The 26370-nt window shown below is 61.3% G+C and carries 25 protein-coding genes; 13 read left to right on the top strand and 12 right to left on the bottom strand.

The genetic code is table 11. The features are described 5' to 3' along the window. The first annotated feature begins 4 nt into the window (after positions 1-4). The 4 genes from J5M66_RS01680 (at position 5) to ppx (ending at position 3745) form a co-directional block, all read left to right on the top strand. Positions 5-673 carry an amino acid ABC transporter permease gene (locus tag J5M66_RS01680; protein ID WP_024014752.1) on the top strand — a complete coding sequence of 223 codons (669 nt, stop codon included), beginning with the start codon at positions 5-7 and terminating at the stop codon, positions 671-673. After that, on the top strand, positions 670-1320 hold the full coding sequence (locus tag J5M66_RS01685) for an amino acid ABC transporter permease (protein WP_016772621.1): 651 nt from the start codon (positions 670-672) through the stop codon (positions 1318-1320). The genes J5M66_RS01680 and J5M66_RS01685 overlap by 4 nt, the downstream gene beginning before the upstream one ends. Continuing rightward, positions 1307-2044, top strand: coding sequence for an amino acid ABC transporter ATP-binding protein (locus J5M66_RS01690; RefSeq protein WP_007911148.1), 738 nt, complete (start codon positions 1307-1309; stop codon positions 2042-2044). The genes J5M66_RS01685 and J5M66_RS01690 overlap by 14 nt, the downstream gene beginning before the upstream one ends. A 198-nt stretch (positions 2045-2242) precedes the next feature. Next, positions 2243-3745 carry an exopolyphosphatase gene (ppx, locus tag J5M66_RS01695; protein WP_041476907.1) on the top strand — a complete coding sequence of 501 codons (1503 nt, stop codon included), beginning with the start codon at positions 2243-2245 and terminating at the stop codon, positions 3743-3745. A 170-nt stretch (positions 3746-3915) separates the two neighbouring features. Here the strand turns inward: ppx and ppk1 are convergent, their stop codons facing one another. Together ppk1 and hemB are read right to left on the bottom strand one after the other, a co-directional pair. After that, entirely contained in the window at positions 3916-6141 is a 2226-nt protein-coding gene (gene ppk1 / locus J5M66_RS01700; protein WP_016772619.1) for a polyphosphate kinase 1, read from the bottom strand. Positions 6142-6159: 18 nt separating this feature from the next. Further along, positions 6160-7173 carry a porphobilinogen synthase gene (gene hemB / locus J5M66_RS01705; RefSeq protein ID WP_125916777.1) on the bottom strand — a complete coding sequence of 338 codons (1014 nt, stop codon included), beginning with the start codon at positions 7171-7173 and terminating at the stop codon, positions 6160-6162. A gap of 207 nt (positions 7174-7380) precedes the next feature. Here hemB and J5M66_RS01710 point away from each other — a divergent pair, with 207 nt between their 5' ends. Further along, positions 7381-8040, top strand: coding sequence for a DedA family protein (locus J5M66_RS01710; protein ID WP_206421402.1), 660 nt, complete (start codon positions 7381-7383; stop codon positions 8038-8040). 167 nt (positions 8041-8207) lie between these two features. Beyond that, positions 8208-8876 carry an isoprenoid biosynthesis glyoxalase ElbB gene (gene elbB, locus J5M66_RS01715; protein WP_016772616.1) on the top strand — a complete coding sequence of 223 codons (669 nt, stop codon included), beginning with the start codon at positions 8208-8210 and terminating at the stop codon, positions 8874-8876. Between the two features lie 104 nt (positions 8877-8980). On the opposite strand, the gene J5M66_RS01720 is transcribed toward elbB, so the two are convergent. Together J5M66_RS01720 and J5M66_RS01725 are read right to left on the bottom strand one after the other, a co-directional pair. Then, entirely contained in the window at positions 8981-9436 is a 456-nt protein-coding gene (locus J5M66_RS01720; RefSeq protein ID WP_186569443.1) for a YaiI/YqxD family protein, read from the bottom strand. Between the two features lie 102 nt (positions 9437-9538). Further along, complete coding sequence (locus J5M66_RS01725; protein WP_206421401.1) at positions 9539-11437, bottom strand: FTR1 family protein; 1899 nt, start codon at positions 11435-11437, stop codon at positions 9539-9541. A 251-nt stretch (positions 11438-11688) separates the two neighbouring features. Here J5M66_RS01725 and J5M66_RS01730 point away from each other — a divergent pair, with 251 nt between their 5' ends. The 5 genes from J5M66_RS01730 (at position 11689) to J5M66_RS01750 (ending at position 16458) form a co-directional block, all read left to right on the top strand. Next, a complete protein-coding gene (locus tag J5M66_RS01730; protein ID WP_206421400.1) occupies positions 11689-13095 on the top strand; it encodes a hypothetical protein in 1407 nt (468 codons plus the stop codon). 206 nt (positions 13096-13301) lie between these two features. Beyond that, positions 13302-14696, top strand: a complete 1395-nt coding sequence (locus J5M66_RS01735) for a hypothetical protein (RefSeq protein WP_186569446.1) — start codon at positions 13302-13304, stop codon at positions 14694-14696. Between the two features lie 16 nt (positions 14697-14712). Then, positions 14713-15084, top strand: coding sequence for a YcfL family protein (locus J5M66_RS01740; RefSeq protein WP_016772611.1), 372 nt, complete (start codon positions 14713-14715; stop codon positions 15082-15084). Between the two features lie 36 nt (positions 15085-15120). Next, positions 15121-15708 carry a penicillin-binding protein activator LpoB gene (lpoB, locus tag J5M66_RS01745; RefSeq protein ID WP_016772610.1) on the top strand — a complete coding sequence of 196 codons (588 nt, stop codon included), beginning with the start codon at positions 15121-15123 and terminating at the stop codon, positions 15706-15708. A gap of 3 nt (positions 15709-15711) precedes the next feature. Continuing rightward, positions 15712-16458, top strand: a complete 747-nt coding sequence (locus J5M66_RS01750; RefSeq protein ID WP_130889082.1) for a penicillin-binding protein activator LpoB — start codon at positions 15712-15714, stop codon at positions 16456-16458. Positions 16459-16628: 170 nt separating this feature from the next. On the opposite strand, the gene rhtB is transcribed toward J5M66_RS01750, so the two are convergent. From rhtB to J5M66_RS01765, 3 genes are all read right to left on the bottom strand, one after another. Further along, positions 16629-17261, bottom strand: coding sequence for a homoserine/homoserine lactone efflux protein (gene rhtB, locus J5M66_RS01755; protein WP_016772608.1), 633 nt, complete (start codon positions 17259-17261; stop codon positions 16629-16631). Between the two features lie 182 nt (positions 17262-17443). Further along, positions 17444-18025 carry a mechanosensitive ion channel family protein gene (locus J5M66_RS01760; protein ID WP_024014760.1) on the bottom strand — a complete coding sequence of 194 codons (582 nt, stop codon included), beginning with the start codon at positions 18023-18025 and terminating at the stop codon, positions 17444-17446. Beyond that, positions 18025-19935, bottom strand: a complete 1911-nt coding sequence (locus tag J5M66_RS01765; protein WP_122751198.1) for an ATP-binding cassette domain-containing protein — start codon at positions 19933-19935, stop codon at positions 18025-18027. Before J5M66_RS01765 ends, J5M66_RS01760 begins: the two co-directional genes overlap by 1 nt. Positions 19936-19985: 50 nt before the next feature. Between J5M66_RS01765 and J5M66_RS01770 the strand changes: the two genes are divergently transcribed. After that, the gene (locus J5M66_RS01770; RefSeq protein WP_123441801.1) at positions 19986-20447 is read left to right on the top strand and encodes a TIGR02444 family protein; all 462 of its coding nucleotides are present in this window, start codon (positions 19986-19988) and stop codon (positions 20445-20447) included. On the opposite strand, the gene J5M66_RS01775 is transcribed toward J5M66_RS01770, so the two are convergent. Then, positions 20444-21637 carry an AlgP family protein gene (locus J5M66_RS01775; protein WP_207807562.1) on the bottom strand — a complete coding sequence of 398 codons (1194 nt, stop codon included), beginning with the start codon at positions 21635-21637 and terminating at the stop codon, positions 20444-20446. The two genes, J5M66_RS01770 and J5M66_RS01775, sit on opposite strands and share 4 nt — an antisense overlap. A gap of 192 nt (positions 21638-21829) precedes the next feature. Here J5M66_RS01775 and J5M66_RS01780 point away from each other — a divergent pair, with 192 nt between their 5' ends. Beyond that, the gene (locus tag J5M66_RS01780) at positions 21830-22495 is read left to right on the top strand and encodes an FKBP-type peptidyl-prolyl cis-trans isomerase (protein ID WP_016772603.1); all 666 of its coding nucleotides are present in this window, start codon (positions 21830-21832) and stop codon (positions 22493-22495) included. 58 nt (positions 22496-22553) lie between these two features. Here J5M66_RS01780 and J5M66_RS01785 read toward each other — a convergent pair whose 3' ends face one another. The 4 genes from J5M66_RS01785 to J5M66_RS26885 form a co-directional block, all read right to left on the bottom strand. Beyond that, on the bottom strand, positions 22554-23012 hold the full coding sequence (locus J5M66_RS01785; protein ID WP_016772602.1) for an Rsd/AlgQ family anti-sigma factor: 459 nt from the start codon (positions 23010-23012) through the stop codon (positions 22554-22556). Positions 23013-23193: 181 nt separating this feature from the next. After that, positions 23194-23745: a disulfide bond formation protein B gene (locus J5M66_RS01790; protein ID WP_130900315.1), complete on the bottom strand. Its 552-nt coding sequence runs from the start codon at positions 23743-23745 to the stop codon at positions 23194-23196. 216 nt (positions 23746-23961) lie between these two features. Then, on the bottom strand, positions 23962-25200 hold the full coding sequence (locus J5M66_RS01795; protein WP_076564516.1) for a heme biosynthesis protein HemY: 1239 nt from the start codon (positions 25198-25200) through the stop codon (positions 23962-23964). Then, a complete protein-coding gene (locus J5M66_RS26885) occupies positions 25197-26339 on the bottom strand; it encodes a uroporphyrinogen-III C-methyltransferase (protein WP_223630514.1) in 1143 nt (380 codons plus the stop codon). Before J5M66_RS26885 ends, J5M66_RS01795 begins: the two co-directional genes overlap by 4 nt. Positions 26340-26370 lie beyond the last annotated feature (31 nt).

Consider the following 26370-nt stretch of genomic DNA (forward strand, 5'->3'; position numbering starts at 1 on the left):
CTTCATGGCTTATCAGTTCGATTTTATGCCGGTGGTAGAAAACACCGACCTGCTGCTGCGCGGCGCGCTGTTCACGCTGGAGCTGACCGCCATCGGCGCGCTGCTCGGGGTCGGCGTCGGGATTGTCGGCGCGCTGGTGCGGGCGTGGCAGATTCGCCCGTTTTCGGCGATCTTCGGCGTCTACGTCGAGTTGATCCGCAACACGCCGTTTCTGGTGCAACTGTTCTTCATCTTCTTCGGTTTGCCGTCGCTTGGCGTGCAGATTTCCGAGTGGCAAGCGGCGGTGCTGGCGATGGTGATCAACCTCGGTGCCTATTCGACCGAGATCATCCGCGCCGGCATTCAAGCGATTCCGCGCGGGCAACTGGAAGCGGCTGCGGCACTGGCGATGACGCGCTTCGAAGCGTTCCGCCACGTCGTCCTGCTGCCGGCGCTGGGCAAGGTCTGGCCGGCACTGAGCAGCCAGATCATCATCGTCATGCTCGGTTCGGCGGTGTGTTCGCAGATCGCCACGGAAGAATTGAGCTTCGCCGCCAACTTCATTCAGTCACGCAACTTCCGCGCCTTTGAAACCTACGCGCTGACCACCCTGATCTACCTGTGCATGGCGCTGCTGATCCGCCAGTTGCTCAACTGGTTCGGCCGGCGGTTCATTGCGAGGAGCAGCCAATGAGCGATTTCACTTTCTGGGACATCCTGCGCAACCTGCTCACCGGCCTGCAATGGACGCTGGCGCTGTCGCTGGTGGCATTCATCGGCGGCGGCCTCGTCGGCCTGCTGATTCTGGTGATGCGCATCTCCAAGAACACGCTGCCCAGCAGCATCGCCCGCACCTGGATCGAGCTGTTTCAGGGCACGCCACTGTTGATGCAGCTGTTTCTGGTGTTCTTCGGTGTGGCGCTGGCCGGGATCGAGATTTCGCCGTGGATGGCCGCCGCGATCGCTTTGACCTTGTTCACCAGCGCCTATCTGGCGGAGATCTGGCGCGGTTGCGTCGAGGCTATTCCCCACGGTCAGTGGGAAGCTTCGTCGAGCCTGGCGCTCAATCCGCTGGAGCAGTTGCGCTACGTGATCCTGCCGCAAGCGCTGCGCATCGCCGTGGCGCCGACCGTGGGCTTCTCGGTGCAAGTGGTCAAAGGCACAGCGGTGACCTCGATCATCGGCTTCACCGAACTGACCAAGACCGGCGGCATGCTCGCCAACGCCACGTTCGAACCGTTCATGGTCTACGGCCTCGTCGCCCTCGGCTACTTCCTGCTCTGCTACCCCTTGTCCCTCAGTGCGCGCTACCTGGAAAGGAGACTGCATGCCTCTGCTTAGAATTTCCGCCCTGCATAAATATTACGGCGATCACCACGTACTCAAAGGCATCGACCTCAGCGTCGAGGAAGGCCAGGTCGTGGCGATCATCGGCCGCAGCGGCTCGGGCAAATCGACTCTGTTGCGCACACTCAATGGTCTGGAGTCGATCAACGACGGTGTGATCGAAGTCGACGGCGAATACCTCGACGCCGCCCGCGCTGATCTGCGCAGCCTGCGACAGAAGGTCGGCATGGTCTTCCAGCAGTTCAACCTGTTCCCGCACCTGACCGTCGGGGAGAACGTCATGCTCGCGCCACAAGTGGTGCAGAAAGTACCCAAGGCCAAGGCTGCCGAACTGGCGCGGGAAATGCTCGAGCGAGTCGGGCTCGGGGAGAAATTCGATGCCTTTCCAGATCGCCTGTCCGGCGGGCAGCAACAGCGGGTGGCGATCGCCCGGGCCTTGGCGATGTCGCCGAAGGTGCTGCTGTGCGATGAAATCACTTCGGCACTGGACCCGGAACTGGTCAATGAAGTGCTCAGCGTGGTGCGGCAGTTGGCCAAGGAAGGCATGACGCTGATCATGGTCACCCACGAGATGCGCTTTGCCCGAGAGGTGGGCGACAAACTGGTGTTCATGCACCATGGCAAGGTGCATGAGGTGGGCGATCCGAAGGTGTTGTTTGCCAATCCGCAGACGGCCGAGCTGGCGAACTTTATTGGCACGGTGGAAGCGACAGCCTGAAGCAGCCTCATCCTGATCGTTCCCACGCTCCGCGTCGGAATGCCTCGCCGGACGCTCTGCGTCCGCTTTTGGGACGCGGAGCGTCCCGGGGTGCATTCCCACGCAGAGCGCAGGAACGATCAGGTTTGAACCATGCGCGTTGGCGCCAGCGTTTGATCGTGGCACGATGTCGGGGTTATCGACCGAGACCCCCTGACCATGCCGCAATCCCAAGCCAAGAATCTGTCCCTGATCGCCGCAATCGACCTGGGCTCCAACAGCTTTCACATGGTCGTGGCCAAGGCCCAGAACGGCGAAATCCGCATTCTCGAGCGCCTCGGCGAGAAGGTGCAACTGGCCGCCGGCATCGACGATGCGCGCCAGCTCAACGAAGAATCGATGCAGCGCGGCCTCGATTGCCTCAAGCGCTTTGCCCAACTGATCAACGGTATGCCGCTCGGTGCCGTGCGCATCGTCGGCACCAACGCCCTGCGTGAAGCGCGCAACCGTGGCGAATTCATCCGCCGCGCCGAGGAAATCCTCGGCCACACGGTTGAAGTCATCTCCGGCCGTGAAGAAGCGCGCCTGATCTATCTCGGCGTTTCGCACACACTCGCCGACACCCCAGGCAAACGTTTGGTCGCCGACATCGGCGGCGGCAGTACCGAATTCATCATCGGCCAGCGCTTCGAGCCGTTGCTGCGCGAAAGCCTGCAAATGGGCTGCGTGAGTTTCACCCAGCGCTACTTCAAGGACGGCAAGATCACCCCGGCCCGCTACGCCCAGGCTTACACGGCGGCGCGCCTGGAGATCATGAGCATCGAGCACGCCCTGCATCGCCTGACCTGGGATGAAGCCATCGGCTCCTCCGGTACGATTCGCGCTATCGGCCTGGCCCTGAAGGCTGGCGGCCACGGCAGCGGTGAGGTCAACGCCGAAGGCCTGGCGTGGCTCAAGCGCAAACTGTTCAAGCTGGGCGACGCCGACAAGATCGATTTCGAAGGCATCAAGCCTGACCGCCGCGCGATCTTCCCGGCGGGCCTGGCGATTCTCGAAGCGATCTTCGACGCCCTCGAACTGCAACGCATGGATCATTGTGAAGGCGCGCTGCGTGAAGGCGTGCTCTACGACCTGCTCGGCCGCCATCATCACGAAGACGTGCGCGAACGCACCCTGACCTCGCTGATGGAGCGCTATCACGTCGATCTGGAACAGGCGGCGCGGGTCGAGCGCAAGGCCCTGCACGCCTTCGATCAGGTCGCCGTCGACTGGGAGCTGGATGACGGCATCTGGCGCGAACTGCTCGGCTGGGCGGCGAAAGTACACGAAGTCGGCCTCGACATCGCGCACTATCACTACCACAAGCACGGGGCCTACCTGATCGAGCACTCCGATCTGGCCGGCTTCTCCCGCGAGGATCAGCAGATGCTCGCGCTATTGGTGCGCGGGCACCGGCGCAATATTCCCAAGGACAAGTTCGCCGAATTCGGCGATGACGGCATCAAACTGATTCGCCTGTGCGTGCTGCTGCGGTTCGCCATTCTGTTCCATCACATTCGCGGAACCCAGGCGATGCCGCAGGTGGCGCTGCATGCCAATGGCGACCATCTCGATGTGGAATTCCCGGAGAACTGGCTGGATGAAAATCAGCTGACCCAGGCGGATTTCGGGCTTGAGGCGGACTGGTTGACGCGGGTGGGGATTGTTCTCACGGTGCATTGACACTGATTGTGGCGAGGGGATTTATCCCCGCTGGCCTGCGCAGCAGGCCCGATTTTGACTCAAGGGGTCGCTTCGCGCCCAACGGGGATAAATCCCCTCGCCACAGGTCGGAATCAGTGTAGGTACAAAAAAGGCGATCCCGAGGGATCGCCTTTTTATTGGGCTGAAGGTCAGCTGCTCACCGGCAATATCGGGCTGCCCAACCGCTCCAGCAACGTCGCCTGCGCACTGCGCGGGTTCTGGTTGCCGGTTGGCGTGTTGCGAATGTAGCGGCCGTCCGACTGCAGGCTCCAGCTGTGGGTGTTGTCGGTCAGGTACAGCTCCAGCTCCTTCTTGACGCGGGTCAGCAGCTTCTTGCCTTCCACCGGGAAGCAGGTCTCGACGCGCTTGTCGAGGTTGCGCTCCATCCAGTCGGCGCTGGAAAGGAACATCTGCTCGTCGCCGCCGTTGAGGAAGTAGAACACCCGCGTGTGCTCGAGGAAGCGGCCGATGATCGAGCGCACATGAATGTTGTGCGAGACCCCGGCGATGCCCGGACGCAGGCAGCACATGCCGCGCACCACCAGATCGATGCGCACGCCGGACTGGCTGGCCTTGTACAGCGCGCGGATGATCTTCGGATCGGTCAGCGAGTTGAACTTGGCGATGATGTGCGCTGGTTTGCCTTCGAGGGCGAACTGGGTTTCGCGGGCAATCATGTCGAGCATGCCCTTCTTCAGGGTGAACGGCGCATGCAGCAGCTTTTTCATGCGCAGCGTCTTGCCCATGCCGATCAACTGGCTGAACAGTTTGCCGACGTCTTCGCACAAGGCGTCGTCGGAGGTCAGCAGGCTGTAGTCGGTGTAAAGCTTGGCGTTACCGGCGTGGTAGTTACCCGTGCCAAGGTGCGCATAACGGACGATCTCGCCAGCCTCACGGCGCAGGATCAGCATCATCTTGGCGTGGGTCTTGAAGCCGACCACGCCGTAGATCACCACCGCACCGGCCGCTTGCAGACGGCTGGCCAGTTGCAGGTTGGATTCCTCGTCAAAGCGCGCACGCAGCTCGATCACCGCGGTGACTTCCTTGCCGTTACGCGCGGCGTCGACCAGCGCATCGACGATCTCGGAGTTGGCGCCGGAGCGGTACAGGGTTTGCCGTACGGCTAAAACATGCGGGTCTTTCGCGGCCTGACGCAGCAGGTCGACCACCGGGGTGAACGACTCGAACGGGTGCAGCAGGAGGATGTCCTGCTTGCTGACCACACTGAAGATGTTTTCGCTGTTTTGCAGCAGTTTCGGGATCTGCGGGGTGAACGGCGTGTATTGCAGCTCCGGATGGCTGTCCAGACCGGTGATGCTGAACAGGCGCGTCAGGTTGACCGGGCCGTTGACCTGATACAGCTCGGTCTCGCTCAGGTTGAACTGCTTGAGCAGATAGTCCGAGAGGTGTTTCGGGCAAGTGTCGGCGACTTCCAGACGCACCGCGTCACCGTAGCGCCGCGAGAACAACTCGCCACGCAGAGCGCGGGCCAGGTCTTCGACGTCTTCGGAATCGAGCGCCAGGTCGGCATTTCGGGTCAGACGGAACTGGTAGCAGCCTTTGACCTTCATGCCCTGGAACAGGTCATCGGCGTGGGCGTGGATCATCGACGACAGGAACACATAGTTGTCGCCGGCGCCGCCGACTTCTTCCGGCACCTTGATGATCCGAGGCAGCAGACGCGGTGCCGGAATGATCGCCAGACCGGAGTCGCGACCGAAGGCGTCGATACCTTCGAGCTCGACGATGAAGTTCAGGCTCTTGTTCACCAGCAACGGGAACGGGTGCGTCGGGTCGAGGCCGATCGGGGTGATGATCGGCGCGATCTCGTCGCGGAAATAGCGGCGGACCCAGGTCTTGAGCTTGGTCGTCCAGTTGCGCCGACGGATGAAGCGCACCTGATGCTTTTCCAGCTCCGGCAGGAGGATGTCGTTGAGGATCGCGTACTGGCGGTCAACGTGACCGTGAACCAGTTCGCTGATCCGCGCCAGCGCCTGATGCGGCTGCAAGCCGTCAGCGCCGGCCTGTTCGCGGGCGAAGGTGATCTGCTTTTTCAGCCCGGCGACGCGGATCTCGAAGAATTCGTCGAGGTTGCTGGAGAAGATCAGCAGGAACTTCAGACGCTCCAGCAACGGGTAGGACTCGTCCAGCGCCTGTTCCAGCACGCGGATGTTGAACTGCAATTGCGAAAGCTCGCGGTGGATGTACAGGCTGCTGTCATCCAGGCCGGGAATGGCGATCGCCGGTACCGCCACAGCGGTTTCGGCAACCGGCGCGGGTGGCGCAGGCTCCAGTTCCGGCGGGGTTTCGGTGATTTGCTCGACCACCGGCTGAGCTTCTTTTACGGCAACTTCAGTGAGTCCTTCAGTATTCATGGAATGTTCCTGGGAGGGCTATTTCTGCTCTCGTAACAATTGAGCGGCACGAACGGCAAAGTAAGTCAGGATGCCATCTGCACCGGCACGTTTAAAGGCGGTCAGTGACTCGAGGATCACCGCTTCGCTCAACCAGCCATTCTGGATAGCGGCCATGTGCATGGCGTATTCGCCACTGACCTGATAGACGAAGGTCGGCACCTTGAAGGCATCTTTGACGCGAAAAAGAATGTCCAGGTAGGGCATGCCCGGCTTGACCATGACCATGTCCGCACCTTCGGACAAGTCGGCACCGACTTCGTGCAGCGCTTCGTCGCTGTTGGCCGGGTCCATCTGATAAGAAGCCTTGTTGGCCTTGCCGAGGTTCGACGCCGAACCCACAGCATCGCGGAAAGGCCCGTAGTAGGCGCTGGCATACTTGGCCGAGTAGGCCATGATGCGCACGTTGACGTGGCCGGCAATTTCCAGCGCCTCACGAATCGCCTGGATGCGGCCGTCCATCATGTCCGACGGCGCCACCACCTGCGCGCCGGCGTCGGCGTGGGACAGCGCCTGACGCACCAGCGCATCGACAGTGATGTCGTTCTGCACGTAGCCGTCTTCGTCGAGAATGCCGTCCTGACCGTGGGTGGTGAACGGGTCCAGCGCGACGTCAGTGATCACGCCCAGCTCCGGGAAACGCTCGCGCAGGGCGCGAGTGGCGCGCTGGGCGATGCCTTCAGGGTTCCAGGCTTCGGCGGCATCGAGGGATTTCAGCTCAGGCGGGGTGACCGGGAACAGCGCCAGCGCCGGAATGCCCAGCTCGACCCATTTCGCCGCTTCTTCAAGCAGCAGATCAATGGTCAGTCGCTCGACGCCCGGCATCGAGGCCACGGCTTCGCGGCGGTTTTCACCGTCGAGCACGAACACCGGCAGGATCAGGTCATCGACCGTCAATACGTTTTCACGCACCAGGCGCCGCGAAAAATCATCACGACGATTGCGGCGCAGACGAGTGGCAGGGAACAGACGATTGGCGGGGGTAAAGCTCACGGCAGACTCCTGAGCCCGGGCAAACGGGCGAGCGTGACAGTTATAGACGGCCATTATGACTAACAGATGACAGTTATGTGTGCTCTGTGACAGGTAGCCGCAATCCATTGTCGATGTAGGAAATGTTCACGTCGAGACACATTTGGACACTTTCATGAATGTGCCCGAAGGGTTAGGCTGCGCGTTCATTTCGCCAGCACCCAGACAATGCTCCAACAATTTCTGCACGACTTTGGCTACTTTGCCTTGTTTCTCGGCACGTTCTTCGAAGGCGAAACCATTCTGGTGCTCGCAGGCTTCCTTGCGTTCCGTGGATACATGGACATCAACCTGGTGGTAGTCGTGGCGTTCTTCGGCAGTTATGCCGGTGATCAGCTGTGGTACTTCCTGGGGCGCAAGCACGGGCGCAAATTGCTCGCGCGCAAGCCGCGCTGGCAGATGATGGGCGACCGTGCGCTGGAGCACATCCGCAAACATCCGGACATCTGGGTCCTGAGCTTCCGCTTCGTTTATGGCCTGCGCACGGTGATGCCGGTGGCGATCGGCCTGTCCGGTTATCCACCGGGACGTTACTTGCTGCTCAACGGCATCGGCGCGGCGATCTGGGCCACCGCCCTGGCTGCGGCGGCTTACCACTTCGGCGCAGTGCTGGAAGGCATGCTCGGCAGCATCAAGAAGTACGAGCTGTGGGTGCTCGGCGCCTTGCTGATCCTCGGCCTGGGCCTGTGGCTGCGGCGCCGCTTCAAGAATGCGCAACTGGCGAAGAAAATCTATCAGGACGAGCTGCTCGCCAAGGCCGCCGAGGCAGAGCAGTTGCGATTGGCCGAAACGCCCCCTCCTGCCGGGCCGAAAACGCCAGCCGAATAAGCCATTCGCTGGCGACTGCCATGCGCAGCCCAGGCAAATAATGAACACCCCGCCGCCGTTGCGATCCATTGAGAGAGCGCTCTGCCCCCGCGCGCGTCAGCCATGCCCCTATGGCCACGCGCGACGATTTGAGGGACATTGAGCGCCATGAATCTGGAGAGAAGCCCATGAGCAAAAAAGTTGCAGTGATCCTGTCCGGCAGTGGCGTGTACGACGGCGCCGAAATCCAGGAAAGTGTCATCACCCTGCTGCGCCTCGACCAGCGCGGCGCACAGGTGCAGTGCTTCGCGCCGAACATCGCGCAATTGCATGTGATCAACCACCTGACCGGCGAAGAAATGCCGGAATCGCGCAACGTGCTGGTGGAATCGGCGCGCATTGCCCGGGGCAACGTCAAGGATATCCGCGACGCCGACGTCGAAGACTTCGATGCGCTGATCGTGCCCGGCGGTTTCGGCGCGGCGAAGAACCTGTCGAACTTCGCCATCGAAGGCGCCGGCTGCACCGTGCAACCCGAAGTGCTGGCCCTGGCCGAAGCATTTGCCGAAGCGGGCAAACCGGTCGGGCTGATCTGCATCTCCCCGGCGCTGGCGGCGAAAATCTATGGCCCGGGCGTGACCTGCACCATCGGCAACGACGCCGACACCGCTGCGGCGATGAACAAGATGGGCGCCACCCACGAAGAGTGCGCCGTCACCGAAATCGTCGAAGACAAGGCGCGCAAACTGGTCACCACCCCGGCGTACATGCTGGCGCAGACCATCAGTGAAGCGGCTTCGGGGATCAACAAACTGGTCGACCGCGTGCTCGAACTGACTCACGAAAACGACGCTTGAAATCAAAAGATCGCAGCCTTCGGCAGCTCCTACAGGTTCCGTGTCGCGCCGTGATATTGCGGCATACACCGCCCCGGTAGGAGCTGCCGCAGGCTGCGATCTTTTCAGGGCTTGCGGGTGAGCCGGGTCAGAATCCGGTCCAGCGCATTGGCAAACGCCTGCTTCTCACGCTCGCCAAAGGGTGCCGGGCCGCCGCTCATCTGGCCCTGCTCCCTGAGATCGGTGAACAGATTACGCACCGCCAGACGCTCACCCATGTTCTGCGCATCGAACTCCTTGCCGCGCGGATCCAGCGCCGCCACGCCCTTCTTCACCAGCCGATCGGCCAGCGGAATATCGCTGCAGATCACCAACTCGCCCGGCACCGCATGCTCGACCAGATAATCATCCGCCGCATCCGGCCCGCTCGGCACCACAATCAATTTGACGATGGCCAGCCCCGGCTTGACCTGCGGCTGCCCGGCCACCAGCACCACTTCGAACTGGCGCTTTAACGCGAACTTCACCACCAGATCCTTCGCCGCCCGCGGACAGGCGTCGGCATCGATCCATACACGCATGTTCTTGCCTCCAAAAAATTCGCGAGCAGGCTCGCTCCCACAGGATACATACCGAACCTGTGGGAGCGAGCCTGCTCGCGAATATGAGCGCAGCGAATGCCTTTATGCAGCCGAAACCCGACGTTTCTCCGCCACCCAACTGCGCCCATACAGCACAGCAATCGCCACAATCGCCACCACCTGCGCGGTCAGCGAATAGGCATCGGCATGGATTCCCAGCCAGTCGAATTCAAAGAACGCCACCGGCCGTGTGCCGAAGATCCCGGCTTCCTGCAAGGCCTTGACGCCATGCCCGGCAAACACCACCGACAACGCGCACAACAGCGCGGCGTTGATGCTGAAGAACAGCGTCAGCGGCAGTTTCGCCGAGCCGCGCAGAATCACCCACGCCAGACCGACCAGCAGCACCAGCGCCGTCGCACCGCCAGCCAGCACGGCGTTGTGCCCGGCAGGCCCGGCCTGCAGCCACAGGGTTTCGTAGAACAGGATCACTTCAAACAACTCGCGATAGACCGAGAAGAACGCCAGGATCGCAAAACCGAAACGACCACCGCCGCCGACCAGGCTGCTCTTGATGTAATCCTGCCAGGCCGCCGCGTGACGGCGGTCATGCATCCACACGCCGAGCCACAACACCATGACGCTGGCAAACAGCGCGGTGGCGCCTTCCAGCAACTCACGCTGCGAACCGCTGACGTCGATCACATACGCCGCCAGCGCCCAGGTGCCCAAGCCCGCCAGCAAGGCCAGGCCCCAGCCAACGTTGACACTGCGAACGGCCGATTGCTGACCGGTGTTGCGCAAGAAGGCGAGGATCGCCGCCAGCACCAGAATCGCTTCCAGGCCTTCGCGCAGCAGAATCAGCAGGCCGGAGATGTAGCTCAGCGACCAGCTCAGGCCGTCACTGCCCAGCAGGCCGGCGGATTCCTTGAGCTTGGCCTTGGCCGCATCCAGACGCTGCTCGGCCTGTTCGACCGGCAGACCGTCCTGCAGCGACTGCCGGTAAGCCATCAGCGATTTTTCGGTGTCCTTGCGCACGTTGGCATCGACGTTGTCCAGCGAGCTTTCGACCAGTTCGAAGCCTTCCAGATACGCCGCTACCGACAGGTCATAGGCCTGATCATGTTCCCCGGCGCGGTAGGCCGCGAGGCTCTTGTCCAGCGTGGCGGCGGTGTAATCAAGCAACTGTGCCGGCCCGCGTTTGACCTGCGGTGGTTGCGCGCGCTGAGCCCGGAACGTTGCCGCGACCTCTGCGCCCTCGGCAGCCTGCACCTCGGCCGGGGTCTGCCGGGCCAGGTCGGCGATGTTGTAGACCTTGTCGGACTTGGCGGCCGCCGCATCGGCACTGAAGCCAGCGATGTAGGTGGCCAGATCCCAGCGCTGGCGATCATCGAGCTGATCGGCAAACGCCGGCATGTCGGTGCCTTCGACACCTTGGCCAAGGGTGCTGTAGATCGCGTACAGGCTCAGGTGATCCATGCGCGCAGCGTCGCGCAGGTTGGCTGGCGCGGGAGTCAGACCTAGGCCGGCCGGGCCGTCGCCAGCGCCAGTGTCGCCGTGGCACACCGAGCAGTTCTGCGCATACAACGGCGCGCCGCGTGTCGGGTCCGGGGTGATGATCGGTGCCTGACTGACTTCATAAGCCACCGCCAGTTTCGCCCCCAGCTGTCGGGCCTGACGGGCGACATCAGCGCCGTCCTGCTTCGCAGTGATGGCGGCGTGCAAAGATTCGACGCCCTGTTCCAGCGCGGCTTTTTCCGGTTTGGCCGGTAATGCAGTGATCAAGCCTTGCAGAACCCGGGTGAATTCCAGCTGCTCGCGGTATTCGCCATCGTCGATGACTTTGCCTGCCGCGACCGTTGGCGGATAATCGGCACTGATGTAATCGAGCAGGTGCAACGCTTGCGGCGCGCCTTCCACGGTATCGGCCAGCAGCGGCAGGCTGCTCAGGGACAATAACGGGAACAGCAGCCAGGCCAGCAATCGGGACGAGGCAGTCATGAACGAATCTCGAATGGAAATGCGAAGTTACATATTGTTCACTTCGAAGACATTTCTCTCAAGCTTTGTCGGCGTTTCGCTTTGATTGGCAGGAAATACCCGGCAGACGGCATCAGCGTTTGTCGCCGAGTATTGCCGCACTGCCCGCTGCCGATTGAGCCTCGACAGGTTCGATCAAGATCGCAGCCATTTGCCATCATCCACTTTATACTGCCCGCCCCAGAGCATTTGCGCGCAAGGAATCAACCTCAATGCGGAGTCTTCCGTTCGTTTTGCTGCTTTGCGTTGCTGTTCAGTTGAGCGGTTGTGCCGCCTATCGCAACTACGATCTTGAAATGCAGCAGACCACCGAGCAAATGACCCGGGGCAATCTGACCGGGGCTCTGGCACTGGTGGAAATGAACAACCCGTGGGAAGACAAGGATCTGCTGTATTACCTGGAAAAAGGCGCGATCCTCAGCGCTGGCAGTGCCCTGCCCGACAGCCAGGACGCCTGGCGCAATGCCGACCGGATGATCTTCCAGCGCGAGGAAGCCAACCCGTCCGGCGCGATGAAATTACTGGCGCGTTTCGGTGATGAAATGGGCACGATGCTGGTCAACGACAAGCTGCGGCGCTATGAAGGCTACGATTACGAAAAGGTCATGTTGACTACGCAAATGGCCTTGAACCAGCTATCCGTCAATGACTTTGCCGGCGCCCGCGCAGACATCAGGAAAACCCACGAACGCGAAGCATTGATCGCCCGCCAGCGTGAAAAGCAATACGAAGCGGCCGAGGAACAGGCAAAAGCTCAGGGCAAGATTCCCCATTACAAAGAACTGGAAGGCTACCCGGTCGCCTTGCTTGATGCGCCGCAGGTCGTTGAGCTGAAAAACGGCTATCAGAGTGCGTTCAGCCACTATCTGGCCGGATTCACCTATGAAGCCCTCGGCGAACGCGCCCTCGCGGCGGCCGGTTATCGTCAGGCGATCGAACTGCGGCCGGACATGCCCTTGCTGCAAAAGGCCCTGCGCAATCTCGACAAACCGCCAGCGAACGCCGATGAAAGCGATGTGTTGCTGATTATCCAGAGTGGCCTGGCCCCGGCTCGCAGCTCAGTGCAAGTGCCGATCCCGGTTCGTCTGAACGAAACGCTGGTCATCATTGCGCCCATTTCATTCCCGGTGATGGTGCCGGACGCGGTCATGCCCAACTTCAGCCATATCACCGTAGACGGTCGCAAACAGCCGTTGGTAGTGATCAACAGCGTGACTGACATGTCCATGCGCACACTGCGCGACGACATGCCGCAAATCATCTCGCGGGCGATGTTCCGCGCCAACATGGCCGCCATCGGTCAAGCGCAGGAAAACGAGCGCAACCCGGCTAAAGCCTCGTTGGTCGTCACTCAGCATGATCCGTTCGAAGAAGCCGACACCCGCACATGGCGAGCGTTGCCGGACAAGACGCTGGTCGCCCGCCTGCGCTTGAAGAAAGGCCTGCATACCTTCCGTTTTGCGCCTGCGTCCATCGACCACCCTTTTGAAATGCGCGTCGACCAGGACCGCCAGATTCTGCACCTGCGGGTATTCCGGGATCAGGTCTATACCGTCGGATCAGCCTTTGTACCGAATCAAAAACCCGGGTCGGATAAACCCGCTTCTGCGGAGAAGTGATGGCACCGCATCTGAAAATGCACCCAAAAAGCTATTACATAGCCATCACCCCACGTTTATAATGCCGCGCCCTCGCCCAACGAGCCGGCATCAAAAGCTCCTCACGCATGAGGAATTGGCAGGAGGCCAGCGCCGCCGTCGATAGGTCACACCAGCCCGACCAGCACACGCGGCTGCAAGTTTTGTTACTCAGGGAAGAAGTACCCATGGCATTCCGCGCTTCCATGCTGCTCGCGCTCAGCGCTGTCACGCTGTTGTCCGGCTGCGCAGCGTTTCGCAACTACGATTCCGAACTGGCCCAGACCAATCAGCAACTGGCATCCGGCAACGTCGACGCCGCGCTGACCCTGCTGGAAAAGAACAACACCGGCACCGACAAAGACCTGCTCTATTACTTCGAGAAAGGTGAACTGCTGCGCGCCAAGGGCGACCTGTCGGGCAGCCAGAACGCCTGGGGCAATGCCGATCAGGTGGTCGGTCAGTGGGAAGACGCAGTCAAGCTCGACTCGGCCAAGTACCTGGCACAGTTCGGCAGCTTCATCGTCAACGACAAGGTGCGTCGCTACGAAGGCTATGACTACGAAAAAGTCATGCTGACCACGCAGATGGCCCTGAACCTGTTGGCGGTCAACGATTTCGATGGCGCCCGCACGGCGATCAAAAAGACCCACGAACGTGAAGCGGTGATCGCCGACCTGCGCGACAAGGAATACCTCAAGAGCGAAGAAGAGGCCGAGAAAGAAGGCATCAAGACCCAGTACAAGGATTTGCAGGGTTATCCGGTGGCCAGCCTCGACGCGCCGGAAGTGGTCGGCCTGAAGAACAGCTACCAGAGTGCGTTCAGCCATTACCTGGCCGGTTTCGTTTACGAAGCTTTGGGCGAGAAGGATCTGGCCGCGCCGGGTTATCGCAAGGCTGCCGAACTGCGCCCGAACACGCCGCTGCTCGAGCAGGCGCTGGTCAATCTCGACAAGCCTTCCAAATCCGATGACAGCGACATTCTCATCGTCGTGCAGAGCGGTCTGGCCCCGGCCCGCGACTCGATTCGCGTGCCGCTGCCGCTGCCGATTTCCAACAACGTGGTGATCACTCCGCTGTCGTTCCCGATCATCAAACCGGACACCTCCACCGCGCCGTTTGCGCAGATCGGTGTCGACGGCAAGCAAGTCGACCTGACCGCGCTGAACAGCACCACCGCCATGTCCCGCCGCGCTCTGCGCGATGACATGCCGGGGATCATCGTGCGCACCACCGTGCGCGCAATCACCAAAGGCGTGGCGCAAAAGCAGATCAACGAAACCAACCCGCTGGCCGGTCTCGCCGTGGGGATTTCTTCAGCGGTGCTCGAAGGTGCCGATACCCGTACATGGCGCACCCTGCCGGACAACACCCAAGTGGTGCGTCTGCGCCTGAAAAAAGGTGAGCATCAGGTTACCCTGCCGAGCGCCGTCGGCGGCTCGGTGGTCAAGGTCACTGTCGACCAGCGCTACCAAGTGATCAGCCTGCGTGCCGTGGGCAACCAGGTATTCGCTGGCGGCATCGCTGCTCACGTAATGCCGAGCGCTGCCGCGACCAACGTCGCCAGCCTCAAACAACCTTGAGAACGGAGTCTTTGCAATGCGCTTGAAGATCATCGCCGTCGCCGCCCTCGCCTTGCTGGCAGGCTGCGCCACCCCGCCACCGCCGGAGCCGGGCAGCGCCGCGAGCAAAGTCGTGGCCATGGGCCCGCAGAAACACATCGTCGTCGGCGCCATGCGCGTGGCTCGTGAAAACGGCTTCATGACCGTCAACGTGCAGTTGAGCAACACCCTCAACAGCAACAAGATTTTCTACTACCGCTTCGCCTGGCTTGGCGCCGAAGGTTTCCCGGTTGCCGAAGAAGAAGTGTGGAAGAGCCAGATGATGTACGGCGCCCAGACCAGCTTCATTCAGGCCATCGCGCCGACCCCGAAAGCCGTGGATTTCCGTCTGGAAATCAAGACGCCGTAAACCCGCCACCCTATTTCTGATTGAGAGAGCTTTCTCATGTTTGCACGCTTTTCCTGCATCGCCGTCATCGCCCTGCTCGCCTCCGGTTGCGCCAACACCTCGCCGACCCTGGGCAGCAAGAACATCAGCTACGGCGACACCAAAGCGGTTGAAACCGTGACCAACGAATTCGGTTCGACCGACCTGCAAATGATCGCCGAGTCGATGACCCGCTCGCTGGCCCAGTCCGGCATCCTGCAGGGTCGTCCGGTAGTTCAGGTCTACGACGTGAAGAACAAGACCAGCGAGTACATCGACACCCGCGAAATCACCACCAGCATCAAGACTCAGCTGATGAAGACCGGTGTTGCGCGCTTCGCCAGCGACAACAATGCGATGCAGAGCCAGGTTGACCAGCTCAAGCTGCAAAACCAGAGCGGTCTGTACAAGAAAAGCACCGTGGCCAAGACCGGCAACATGGTTGCCGCCAAGTACCGCATCGAAGGCTCGATCAGCTCGATCGTCAAGCGCAGCAGCGACTACAAGGATGTCTTCTACAAATTCAGCCTGCAGTTGATCGACGTCGAAAGCGGTCTGGCCGAGTGGATGGACGAAAAAGAGATCCGCAAAACCACGGAGCGTTGATCGATGCGCACATGGATTGGCATGATGGCCCTGGCTTGCGCCTTCAGCGCGCAGGCGGCCCCGAAAGTGGCGGTGACGGATCTGGCGTATCAGGAGCGCGTGGAGCAATACATCCACATCGTTTCGGCGCAGAGCAATCACCGCGAGAGTTACTACAGCGCCAGCGGTTCTTCGAGCTACAACGAGATCGAAGCGACCACCAGCTACATCGAACAGGGCGAGTTGCGCAAATTCACCGGCGACATCAAGGGTGAAATCCTGCGTACCGGCATGTTCCAGCTGGTGCAGGGCACGCCGTATACCGCCTCATCCAAAGGCGATGTGTATGACGTGATCAGGCGCATCAAGGCCGGCAACTTCAAAGGCGCCGACTACGTGCTGTTCGGCACCGTGTCCGATATCGACTTCACCCAGGACATCAACGAGCTGGCGCACACCGACAGCTACTCGGCGGTACTGGGCCTGACGCTGGTGGCGGATTTCAGCCTGATCAACACCAAGACCTACGAGATCACCTCGGCCTTCACGGCGATGGGTGAAGCGCAGGACACCAAACTGGTTAACCATCGCGACATCAAGATCTCGCTGAACCGTCCGCGGGTGGTGCGTGAGGTGTCCAAGGCCTTGGGCGAAGACGTGGCCGGGCAACTGAGCATGCAGCTCGGTGGTGGTGACGGTTATGAGCAACCGCGTGAGGCGCCGCAGCGCAACAATCTGCCGCGTGATACGGCGCCGGTGATTTTACGCTGAGCCGGATCTGAGGACTTTTGTGGCGAAGGGCTCTGTGGCGAGGGGATTTATCCCCGTTGGGTCGCGAAGCGGCCCTCGCTATTGATTCAAGAAAAGCTCGCTTGCCCCGATGTCTCGGTAGAAATGAAAAAGGCGACCTCTTGAGGTCGCCTTTTTTCTGCCCGAGCGGTTTACGCCGCCGCTTTGCGCAATGTCGCCATGAACGCCGCCGCGCCAATGAACAATCCGGCAAAGGTGCGGTTCATGCGCTTCTGCTGCTTGGGCGTGCGCAACAGGCGCAGCACCTTCGACGCCAGTCCGGTGTAGCCGGCCATGACAATCAGGTCGACGAACACCATGGTCACGCCGATCACCAGATACTGAATCAGCAGCGGCGCATGGGGATTGATGAACTGAGGCAATACCGCGAGCATGAACACCAACGCCTTGGGGTTGCTGATGTTCACCAGAAAGCCGCGAAACACCAGGGCCAGTGGCTTGCCGATCGGCCGCACTGCAGCGTCATCACTCATGTCCATGGGCAGCGCGCGCCATTGCTTGATCGCCAGATAAACCAGATAGGCAACGCCGAACCATTTGATCGCATGGAATGCTGTGGCCGAAGCGGTGAGCACAGCGCCAACCCCCGCTCCGACAATCGCGATCTGCACCGCCAGCCCGATCTGCAGGCCCAGCGCGTTCCAGTAGCCGCGCCAGAACCCGTACTGCAGGCCGCTGGACATCGACGCGATGGCGCCCGCGCCCGGGGACAGGCTGATCACCCAGCAGGCGGCAAAAAATGCCAGCCATGTTTGAAGCTCCATCGCACACCTCGGCTGATGCTTGTGACAAATGCCTAAGCTAATGCGGCTTCGTGTGGATGACTACCGATTTCTTGCTGAATGTTGCAGGTGCGGCTGACGGCCCCTTCGCGAGCAGGCTCGCTCCCACAGGGACGCGCATTGCAAATGTGGGAGCGAAAGCGTCCGAACAGACGACGTAGAAATTACTTCTCAAACCCGCTGGAAGGAAACACATCCGTCCCGCGCCAACGCCGCACCGATCGCTGGAAGAACAGGCTGTTCGGCACCTGCACCATGGCGCTGCCGGTACCGAGTTCTTCGGCCTCGACCAGCGTGGTGTAGAGCAGATTGATTGCGATCACCCGGCCTTTGACGCCAGGCTTGTCGGTGGTGTCGACCAGTTCGACCACGTCGCCGAGGCGGAACGGCCCGACGGTGAAGATCAGTATTGCGCAGAGCAGGTTCGACAGCACGCTCCACATGGCGAAGAACGCCACCGCCGCCACTGCGACAAATCCCGACAGCGCAGTCCACAGCACCGTGGCCGAAACGCCGAGGCGCTCGAGCACGAAGAGCAGCGCGCTGCCCATGATCAACCAGCGCAACACGCCACGCAGCGGCATCAGCAACTGCGGTGGGAACGGATAGCGCTCACCGAGGCGAGTCAGGCCTTTGGCAACGAAACGCTGGGTCAGGTAACCGGCCAGCAGAATCAGCAGAATCTGCGCGGTGAACCACAACGGTTCGACCCACACCGCCGCAAAGGGCAGCTTGAAGGCTTCCATCAGGACAACGCCTCCAGCTCCGCCTGCATGCTTTCCAGGGTTTCCAGGGCTTCCATCCAGGCTTCTTCCAGCTCGGCTTCACGCACCTTCAACTTGGCCTGTTCGGCGAGCAGATCACGCAATTCATTCTTACGCGCCGGCTCGTAGACATCGCTGTCACCGAGGCTGGCATCGACCTTGGCCAGTTTCTCGTGCAGCTTGCCCAGCTCGGCTTCAAGCTTGTCAGCCTCGCGCTTGTGCGGCGCCAGTTGCTGACGCAACGCTGCCGCCGCTTGGCGCTGAGCTTTCTTGTCGGTCTTGTCCGGGTTGACCGGCGTGTTGCTGACCGGCGCATTGCGCTGACGGTATTCCACCAGCCAGCGTGCGTAGTCTTCGAGATCGCCGTCGAACTCTTCGACCTTGCCGTCGGCCACCAGATAGAAGTTGTCGGTGGTGCTCTTGAGCAAGTGCCGATCGTGAGAGACCACCAGCACCGCACCGCTGAATTCCTGCAGGGCCATGGTCAGCGCCAGACGCATTTCCAGGTCGAGGTGGTTGGTCGGTTCGTCGAGCAGCAACAGGTTCGGCCGCTCCCAGGCGATCAGCGCGAGGGCCAGACGGGCCTTCTCGCCACCGGAGAAATTCAGCACCGGCTCATCGATGCGTGCGCCCCGGAAGTCGAAGCCGCCGAGGAAGTCGCGCAGGGTCTGCTCGCGCTCACCCGGCGCCAGACGCTGCAAATGCAACAACGGGCTGGCCTTGGAGTCGAGCGAGTCGAGCTGATGCTGAGCGAAGTAGCCGACCACGGTGTTTTCGCCACGGGTCAGGCGCCCGGCCAGCGGTTCGAGCTCGCCGGCGAGGTTCTTGATCAGCGTCGATTTACCCGCACCGTTCGGCCCAAGCAGACCGATCCGCGCACCCGGGGTCAGTTGCAGCTTGACCTTCTCGAGGATGGTCTTGTCGCCATAACCCAGGCGCGCATCGGACAGGTCGATCAGTGGGCTGGAGATCTTGGTCGACTCGCGGAAGACGAAGTCGAACGGCGAATCGACGTGGGCCGCCGACAATTCTTCCATGCGCTCCAGCGCCTTGATCCGGCTCTGCGCCTGACGGGCCTTGGTCGCTTGCGCCTTGAAGCGGGCGATGTAGCTTTCCATGTGCGCACGCTGCGCCTGCTGCTTCTCGTAGGCTTGTTGCTGCTGGGCCAGACGCTCGGCGCGGGCGCGTTCGAACGCGGTGTATCCGCCGCGGTAGAGGGTCAGTTTGCGCTGATCGACATGGGCGACGTGATCGACCACTTCGTCGAGGAAATCCCGGTCGTGGGAAATCAGCAGCAAGGTGCCCGGATAACTCTTCAGCCACTCTTCGAGCCAGATGATCGCGTCGAGATCCAAGTGGTTGGTCGGTTCGTCGAGCAGCAGCAGATCCGACGGGCACATCAGTGCCTGCGCCAGATTCAGACGCATCCGCCAGCCACCGGAGAAATCGCCTACTTGACGATCCATCTGCTCATTGGTGAACCCAAGACCGGCGAGCAGCTTGCGCGCCCGCGCATCGGCGGTGTAGCCGTCGGCGCTGTCGAGTTCGGCGTGCAGGCGCGCCAGTGCGGTGCCGTCATGGGCCTCTTCGGCAGCGGCAAGCTCGCGTTGCACCTCGCGCAGACGCAGGTCGCCATCGAGCACATAATCGACCGCCAGGCGCTCGAGGGTGTCGACCTCCTGACGCATGTGCGCGATGCGCCAGTCGGCCGGCAGCAGGCAGTCGCCCGAATCCGGGTGCAACTCGCCGCGCAGCAACGCGAACAGGCTGGATTTGCCGGCACCGTTGGCGCCGATAAGGCCGGCTTTGTGGCCGGCGTGCAGGGTCAGCTCGGCGTCTTCTAGCAGACGTTGCGGGCCACGCTGTAAAGTCAGGTTCTGAAGTCGGATCATAATGGCGGCGGAGTCTACCAGCTTCGCTCACAACTGGCGCGAGTAGCACGATGTCCTCTGACCTGTGGAGCTTTGCCCTTGATGTCTATGCCCGGCCGGGCGTGGAAGATGCCTGCCTGCAATTGCAAACGGCGGGCGCCAATGTCTGCCTGTTGCTCTGCGGTTTGTGGCTGGAGCAGCGCGCGGTGACCTGCGATGAACCGCGCGTACGTCTGCTCAAGGCCTTGACCGCGCCGTGGGATATCGAAGTGGTGCAGCCGCTGCGAACCCTGCGCATGCAATGGAAAGCGCGGGCCGTCGACGATGCGGTGGTGGCCGGCATGCGCGAGCAGATCAAATCACTGGAGCTTGAAGCTGAGCGCACCTTGCTGTCACGGCTCGAAGGTGTGGCGCAGGAGTGGACGCGCAACGATGCAGGTTCGGTGACCTGGCTGGAAGACCTGGCTGGCAATGCCGCCAGCCTGAACCGCGGCGCGCTGCAAGTGCTGCGCGTCGCGGCAACCGGCACTTAGGAAGCGCTGGTCGGGGTGCTGCTGACGTTCGACGAAGCGGCTGGCGCTGGCGTAGTCGAAGGGGTCGAGTGAGTGGCGGACGACGGTGCCGAGGCAGCTGGGGCAGCCGGGGTCGCCACAGGTGCAGGCTTGGCTGCTGGAGCGGCAGCCGGTTTGGTCGCGGCTGGCTTGGCAGCTGCAGGCTTTTTCACCGCTGGTTTTGCGGCTGGCTTGGCGGCCGGCTTTGCAGCAGCGGTCGCAGGCTTGGCAGCAGCGGGTTTCGCAGCTGGCTTGGCGGCCGGTTTCGCAGCGGTTTTTGCCGCAGGTTTTGCTGCCGATGTTGCGGCTGGTTTGGCAGCCGGTTTTACCGCCACTTTCGCAGCAGGTTTGGCGGCGGCCGGCTTGGCCGCAGTCTTGGCAGCAGGCTTCGCAGCGGCAGTCTTGGCAGCAGGTTTTGCTGCTGGTTTCGCTGCTGCTTTGGCAGCAGGTTTGGCGGCTGCGGTTTTCGCCGGTGCAGCTTTGCTCGCGGCCGGTTTTGCAGCGGCTTTGGCAGGGGTGGCTTTCACTGCTGGCTTGGCTGCAGCAGGTTTGGCTGCGGTGGTTTTAGCCGCCGGTTTTGCCGCGCTCGCCGCCGGCTTCTTCGCTGCAGTTTTCGCCGCTGGTTTGGCAGCCGCTTTCACTGGCGCCTTGGCCGCTGGTTTGGCGGCGGTTTTCGCAACAGCAGGTTTCGCCGCAGCGGTCTTCGCCGGGGCTTTGCTTGCAGCAGGCTTGGCAACAACTTTCTTCGCTGGTGCTGCTGCGGGTTTGGCCGAGCGCGACGACAGAACTTTGCCCACTGCTTCCTGAACGCGGCCAACACCCTGGGCCAGTTTCAGGCTTTCCTGGGCATCGCGCTTGAGTTGCAAAATGTAGCTGCGGGTTTCGGACTGACGATCTTTCAAAGCGTCGAGCAGGTCTTCGAGTTCTTTCACGGCAGCCTTGGCTTTGTTCTGTGCCTTGGCTTTGCCGGCGGTGGCGGCGTCCTGCAATTTGGTGCGCGATTTATGCAGTTTTTCCTGCGCCTTGCCGCGTTGCTTTTCCAGCTTGGCGAGCAGTTTTTCAGCATCAGCCAAGGCTTGCGAGCAAGCGTTTTCCAAATGCTCGAGCAGGCTGCCCGACAACTGTTGGAGTAAGTGCAACGGAGTATTTACAGGCTTCTTGGTGGCCGACATGGTTTACCTCCTGGCTGACGTGAGTGCGGCTCATACTAGACCTCTGCTGATACCGCCGCTAGGGCATGTTGACAGTATCTGCACCGTTGCGTTGCACCGAAGCCGAAATGTTGTGCACGCGGGAAAAAGCAGTTCACCGATGCAGACGTTTGCACTGGCATAATCCCCCGCATCCCAGGTCGGAGAGTGCCCATGTCGCGCTACTTTATTTTGTCCCTCTGCGTGTTTTTTTCGACGGCGTATGCCGATGAAAAAAACACAGCGAACGATGCTCATGATCTGGCTTACAGCCTCGGTGCCAGCCTCGGCGAACGGCTGCGCCAAGAGGTGCCGCAGTTGCAGATCCAGGCGCTGATCGAAGGTCTGCAACAGGCGTATCAGGGCAAGCCGCTGGCGCTGAGTGAAGCGCGTATCGAACAGATTCTGGCCGACCACGAATCGCGCAATGCCGAGCAGGCATCACGGCAATCGAGCGATGCGGCGATGGAAAACGAGCAACGCTTTCTCAGTGCGGAAAAAGCCAAACCGGGGGTGAAGGAACTGGCCGACGGCATCCTTCTGACTGAACTGGTTCCGGGCACTGGCGCCAAGGCCGGCCCGGACGGCAAAGTGCAGGTGCTGTATGTCGGCAAGCTGCCGGATGGCACCGTGTTCGATCAGAACACCCAGCCGCAATGGTTCAACCTCGACAGCGTGATCGCCGGTTGGCGCACCGCCTTGCAGAACATGCCGGTGGGGGCGAAATGGCGGCTGGTGATTCCATCGGATCAAGCCTATGGCGCCGACGGTGCCGGCGACCTGATCGCGCCGTTCACGCCTCTGGTTTTCGAAGTGGAATTGCGTGGCGCGACGAGCTGATCAGGCATAAAAAAACGGTGCGCTTTCGGGCGCACCGTTTTTTCATGAAGGACGTGGATCAGGCCTGAACCGGATCTTCTGCCTTGTGTGCCGTGTGCAGCACTTCGATCAGGCAGTCTTCAAGTTCGAAGCGCTCATGCAGCAAGCCGCCCAATTCCTTGAATTTCTCCGCAACGCATTTGCCTTCATCGCACAGGTCGTTGAACGCGAGCAGCTTCTCGGTAATGACGTCGATGCGCGGGTAGATGGTCTCGGCGAGTTCCAGACCGCGCTTGTCGTTGAACGCCTTGGCTTCGCCAGTCAGCTGTTCATAGATTTCGAAGTGCCCCGCCGATACGTAATCGACCAGCACGCCGCAGAATTCCTGCAAAGGCTTGCGGCTCTCGGACAGCGACTCAGGCTGCGCACCGAGCTTGTCGTAGGCGCCGATCAGCTCTTCACGCTCCTGCAACCAGCGGTCGATCAGCAGATGAACCCCACCCCAACGTTCCTGAGCATTCTGACAACTTTCGAGCATGGCGATCTCTCTTCCCTTGTGGGTCATGCTGCTCTACACCCGCGCCCCTGTTCTGATTTGACTGGAGGACGATCGGGCAGAGCGTCATCGAGCAACATAAATCCAATGACACGTGCCGGCCAGATTATGCCCGCACGCCTATGGCTTCAAGGTACGCAGGAGATAAAGTTCATACAAGTGTTTAATCCCTGACCAGCTGGTGGTGCGACGCTTCGTCGCTGACCGGTCGTTGCAGAGCGCTCCAGATCAGACGCAACAACTGATAAACCGCAAGGATGGACACGCCGACAAAAAACAGCAGGCTCCATTCCGGGATGCTCAAATCGAACAGTGTCCAGGAGATGTCCGCACAATCGGCGCCGCCGTTGAACATCCGTTGCAAGGCGCAGATCCACGGCAGGTCGCTGAACAGCGACTCCACGGTTGGCGAGCATTTGACCAGTTGCAGCATCGAGTCACTCTGGATCAACACCTGCCGCCACGCAGCGGTGGTTCCCCCCAGACTGGCGCCGAGTGCAAACAGCCAGTACCACCATAAGCCAACGCGCCGGGGGCCATGCACCGCCGCCACGCCGCAGCCGATGCACAGCAATGTGAGGAACAATCGCTGCACCAGGCACAGACTGCAAGGCGTCAGTCCGACCGCATATTCGAGGTAATAGGAAGCTCCCAGAGCAAAGGCCCCCGCAATGAAAGCCATGAAGAACAAGGAGCGTGAGCAGGCCAACGACATGGCTTTTCCGTAACAGTAGAGACAGACGGTTACGGTAGAGGAAAGCGTGTCAGCCTTTCAAGGCAAGGGCCTGCCGACAGTTCACCGCAGGTGTAGGGAAAACCCGACAGGCTCGATAGGAAACGGTGAAGAGCTCTGTAGGACTTTGTCTCTAGAGCGCAAAGAAGGGGAATTTTCGGACAGCGAAGTTCACGAGGGAGCAACCTCCCTCGCCATTCAGACCTTCGCCGCAACCGGCAAAGGCGCCGCGAGCAGGCGTTCATCCAGCAGCCCCAGACCTTCCTGGAACAACTGATTGCTGCGCTCGGTATCGCCAAGCTGTGCAAGCAGACGGGCCAACTCCGCACAGGTCTCCGGATTGCGCTGCACGCGCAGACTGCTTTCCAGATAGTCGCGAGCTTTGCCCCACAGACTGGTTTGCAGACACAACCGCCCGAGGGTCAGCAGCAGACTCGGATCGGCCGGATGCTCCTTGAGCCAGCCTTCGGCAATCTGCAACTGACGCGCAGGATCACTGCCACGAACCAGACCATAAAGCCGCGCCAGATGACTGTCGTACTTGCGTTTGAGCGCTGTGCGCAGCACTTCTTCGGCTTCGACCTGAGCGCCCAACTGGCGCAGTTGCTCGGCATAGGCCAGTACCAAAGGTGCTTCCTGACGCTGCGCCGAAGTCAGCTGTTCCCACGCCCGCTTGAGCGATTGCAGACCCACCGTACCGTCTTCTTCGCGATGCGCTGCCAAGGACAGATTCTCACCCCAGGCGCGACGTTCGAGCTCGGCCAGTTCTGCCGGCGGCAGGACCTTGTCCTTGCGCAACTCAGGCAGCAGACGAATCACCGCCGGCCATTCGCCACGCTGCTGATGCAGACGTTGCAATTGACGCAATGTCTGCGCGCTGCGCGGATGCCGTTCATGCATTGCCTGCAAGGTCACCAGCGCACCGTCGGTGTCGCCACGATCGGTCTGCAATTGTGCGTGACTCAGGGCGATCGCCAATTCGGCTTGCGGCTGACGCTCCAGCGCACGTTCGAGCAAACGATCACTTTCTTCGTACTGACCTTGCTCGTTCGCCGCACGGGCGGCGCCGAGGTAATACAGCAGTGGCTGGCGCTCGGCTTCCGCTGCGCGGGTCAAATGCCGCTGCGCGCTGGCCCAGCGACCTTCAGCCAGATCCAGTTGGCCGTGTTCGATCGCCACTTGCACCCGGCGGCTGCGATTGCGCCGCGACCACGGATTGACCACGCCGGTGGAGGTCATCACCAGCTCGACCAGTACCTTGATGCCCCAGAACAGCAGCCACAGCACCGCGATCACCGCGAGTGTCGCCCACAGGCTCGATTCGTAGCGGAAGCTCTTGTACGCCACCAGCACGTAACCGGAATGCTCGGCAATCGCCAGGCCCAGCGCTGCCGTCGCGGCGATGACCAGAAACACGATTACATAGAGGCGCTTCATGGGGTCGCCTCCTGCGCAGCATTGGCGGCAGGCTTGGCGAACGGTTTCACCGATTCCTCGGCATTGACGTTACGTCGCTCCAGATATCCCTGCACCGCACTCAAGGTGCCGGCCAGATCCGGCGTCTTGACGGTGACCGGTTCCTTGCTCAGCTCGGCGACCTGTTCCAGCATGACTTTGCTTTGCGGATTGTCCGGGTTGAAATTGCCTTTGAGCACATCGCGTGCCTCGGCCAGCGCCTGGGTGTACACCGCCGCCTGACCGTTGAGCGCGGCCCACTGCGCCTGCTCCAGCGCCAGGCTCAGGGCCAGGCGCACCTGGCTCAGGCTCTGTCCGGCCAGCAGCGGTTTGACGTTTTTGTCAGCATTGAAATCGATGCGGATATAGCGCGACACCTTGTCCCACCACTGCGCCCAGCGACTGGCGCCATCGCCATCGTTGGTCAGGCCCAGCAGCGATTCGCCGCGATCCTTGTACTCCGGCGCAAGCTCCGTGAGGTCGATAACCTGATCGCGCAGCGCGCCAAGGCGCAGGAACAGCCCGGTGCGATCCGGCTGTTCGGTGCTGCGCAAGGCGACCAGGGTTTTCGCCACTTGCTCGCGCGCGGCGAAGGAGCCCGGATCGTTCTGTTCACGGAGAATCTCATCGGCGCCTTGCACCAATGCCTGGGCGCTGCTGACGTCCTGCAACGCTGAAAGGCGCAGACTGGCCAGACGCAGCAAGTGTTCGGCCTCGGCCAGACGCCAGTCCTTGCGGCTGGCGCCAAGGACGGTTTCCAGACGTTGATTGAGGCGCTGTTGATCGCCCTGCAGTTGCGTGACCAGACGCTGGCGCTCGGCGAGTTCGTCCGCACCGGGCAACTGTGCAAGACGCTCGGTCAGACGCTGTTCGTTGAGCTTCAGACTTTGCGCCTGATCGTTCAAAGCCTGCACCTGACTCGACTGTTGCTGCGTGTTGTTCTGCAGGTGGCGCACCTGCCAGACACCCCAGCCGCCGATGGCGACACCGGCGGCGCCGAGCAGCAGGGCGACAATCGCCAGTCCATTGCCTCGGCGCGGCTCTTGGGCCGGTGGTGGAGTTTCAACCTGGGCATCGAGCGCAGGCTGGACGTCATCTTTTGGCAAGGCTGTTTCGCTCACGTATCCATCCTTTGCATTAGAAAACGGCACG

The organism is Pseudomonas sp. 67(2021) (assembly GCF_017491835.1).
In the GTDB taxonomy this organism is placed as follows: domain Bacteria; phylum Pseudomonadota; class Gammaproteobacteria; order Pseudomonadales; family Pseudomonadaceae; genus Aquipseudomonas; species Aquipseudomonas atacamensis.

What these genes read in the sequence shown, in the direction of transcription:
- J5M66_RS01730 (WP_206421400.1), top strand. Translation starts at nt 11,689, where the DNA reads ATGCGGAGTCTTCCGTTCGTTTTGCTGCTTTGCGTTGCTGTTCAGTTG.
- J5M66_RS01720 (WP_186569443.1), bottom strand. Translation starts at nt 9,436, where the DNA reads ATGCGTGTATGGATCGATGCCGACGCCTGTCCGCGGGCGGCGAAGGAT.
- J5M66_RS01790 (WP_130900315.1), bottom strand. Translation starts at nt 23,745, where the DNA reads ATGTCGTTGGCCTGCTCACGCTCCTTGTTCTTCATGGCTTTCATTGCG.
- J5M66_RS01735 (WP_186569446.1), top strand. Translation starts at nt 13,302, where the DNA reads ATGGCATTCCGCGCTTCCATGCTGCTCGCGCTCAGCGCTGTCACGCTG.
- elbB (WP_016772616.1), top strand. Translation starts at nt 8,208, where the DNA reads ATGAGCAAAAAAGTTGCAGTGATCCTGTCCGGCAGTGGCGTGTACGAC.
- J5M66_RS01740 (WP_016772611.1), top strand. Translation starts at nt 14,713, where the DNA reads ATGCGCTTGAAGATCATCGCCGTCGCCGCCCTCGCCTTGCTGGCAGGC.
- rhtB (WP_016772608.1), bottom strand. Translation starts at nt 17,261, where the DNA reads ATGGAGCTTCAAACATGGCTGGCATTTTTTGCCGCCTGCTGGGTGATC.
- J5M66_RS01760 (WP_024014760.1), bottom strand. Translation starts at nt 18,025, where the DNA reads ATGGAAGCCTTCAAGCTGCCCTTTGCGGCGGTGTGGGTCGAACCGTTG.
- J5M66_RS01780 (WP_016772603.1), top strand. Translation starts at nt 21,830, where the DNA reads ATGTCGCGCTACTTTATTTTGTCCCTCTGCGTGTTTTTTTCGACGGCG.
- ppk1 (WP_016772619.1), bottom strand. Translation starts at nt 6,141, where the DNA reads ATGAATACTGAAGGACTCACTGAAGTTGCCGTAAAAGAAGCTCAGCCG.
- J5M66_RS01690 (WP_007911148.1), top strand. Translation starts at nt 1,307, where the DNA reads ATGCCTCTGCTTAGAATTTCCGCCCTGCATAAATATTACGGCGATCAC.
- ppx (WP_041476907.1), top strand. Translation starts at nt 2,243, where the DNA reads ATGCCGCAATCCCAAGCCAAGAATCTGTCCCTGATCGCCGCAATCGAC.
- J5M66_RS01765 (WP_122751198.1), bottom strand. Translation starts at nt 19,935, where the DNA reads ATGATCCGACTTCAGAACCTGACTTTACAGCGTGGCCCGCAACGTCTG.
- J5M66_RS01750 (WP_130889082.1), top strand. Translation starts at nt 15,712, where the DNA reads ATGCGCACATGGATTGGCATGATGGCCCTGGCTTGCGCCTTCAGCGCG.
- J5M66_RS01795 (WP_076564516.1), bottom strand. Translation starts at nt 25,200, where the DNA reads ATGAAGCGCCTCTATGTAATCGTGTTTCTGGTCATCGCCGCGACGGCA.
- J5M66_RS01710 (WP_206421402.1), top strand. Translation starts at nt 7,381, where the DNA reads ATGCTCCAACAATTTCTGCACGACTTTGGCTACTTTGCCTTGTTTCTC.
- J5M66_RS01770 (WP_123441801.1), top strand. Translation starts at nt 19,986, where the DNA reads ATGTCCTCTGACCTGTGGAGCTTTGCCCTTGATGTCTATGCCCGGCCG.
- J5M66_RS01785 (WP_016772602.1), bottom strand. Translation starts at nt 23,012, where the DNA reads ATGCTCGAAAGTTGTCAGAATGCTCAGGAACGTTGGGGTGGGGTTCAT.
- J5M66_RS01725 (WP_206421401.1), bottom strand. Translation starts at nt 11,437, where the DNA reads ATGACTGCCTCGTCCCGATTGCTGGCCTGGCTGCTGTTCCCGTTATTG.
- J5M66_RS01685 (WP_016772621.1), top strand. Translation starts at nt 670, where the DNA reads ATGAGCGATTTCACTTTCTGGGACATCCTGCGCAACCTGCTCACCGGC.
- lpoB (WP_016772610.1), top strand. Translation starts at nt 15,121, where the DNA reads ATGTTTGCACGCTTTTCCTGCATCGCCGTCATCGCCCTGCTCGCCTCC.
- J5M66_RS01775 (WP_207807562.1), bottom strand. Translation starts at nt 21,637, where the DNA reads ATGTCGGCCACCAAGAAGCCTGTAAATACTCCGTTGCACTTACTCCAA.
- J5M66_RS01680 (WP_024014752.1), top strand. Translation starts at nt 5, where the DNA reads ATGGCTTATCAGTTCGATTTTATGCCGGTGGTAGAAAACACCGACCTG.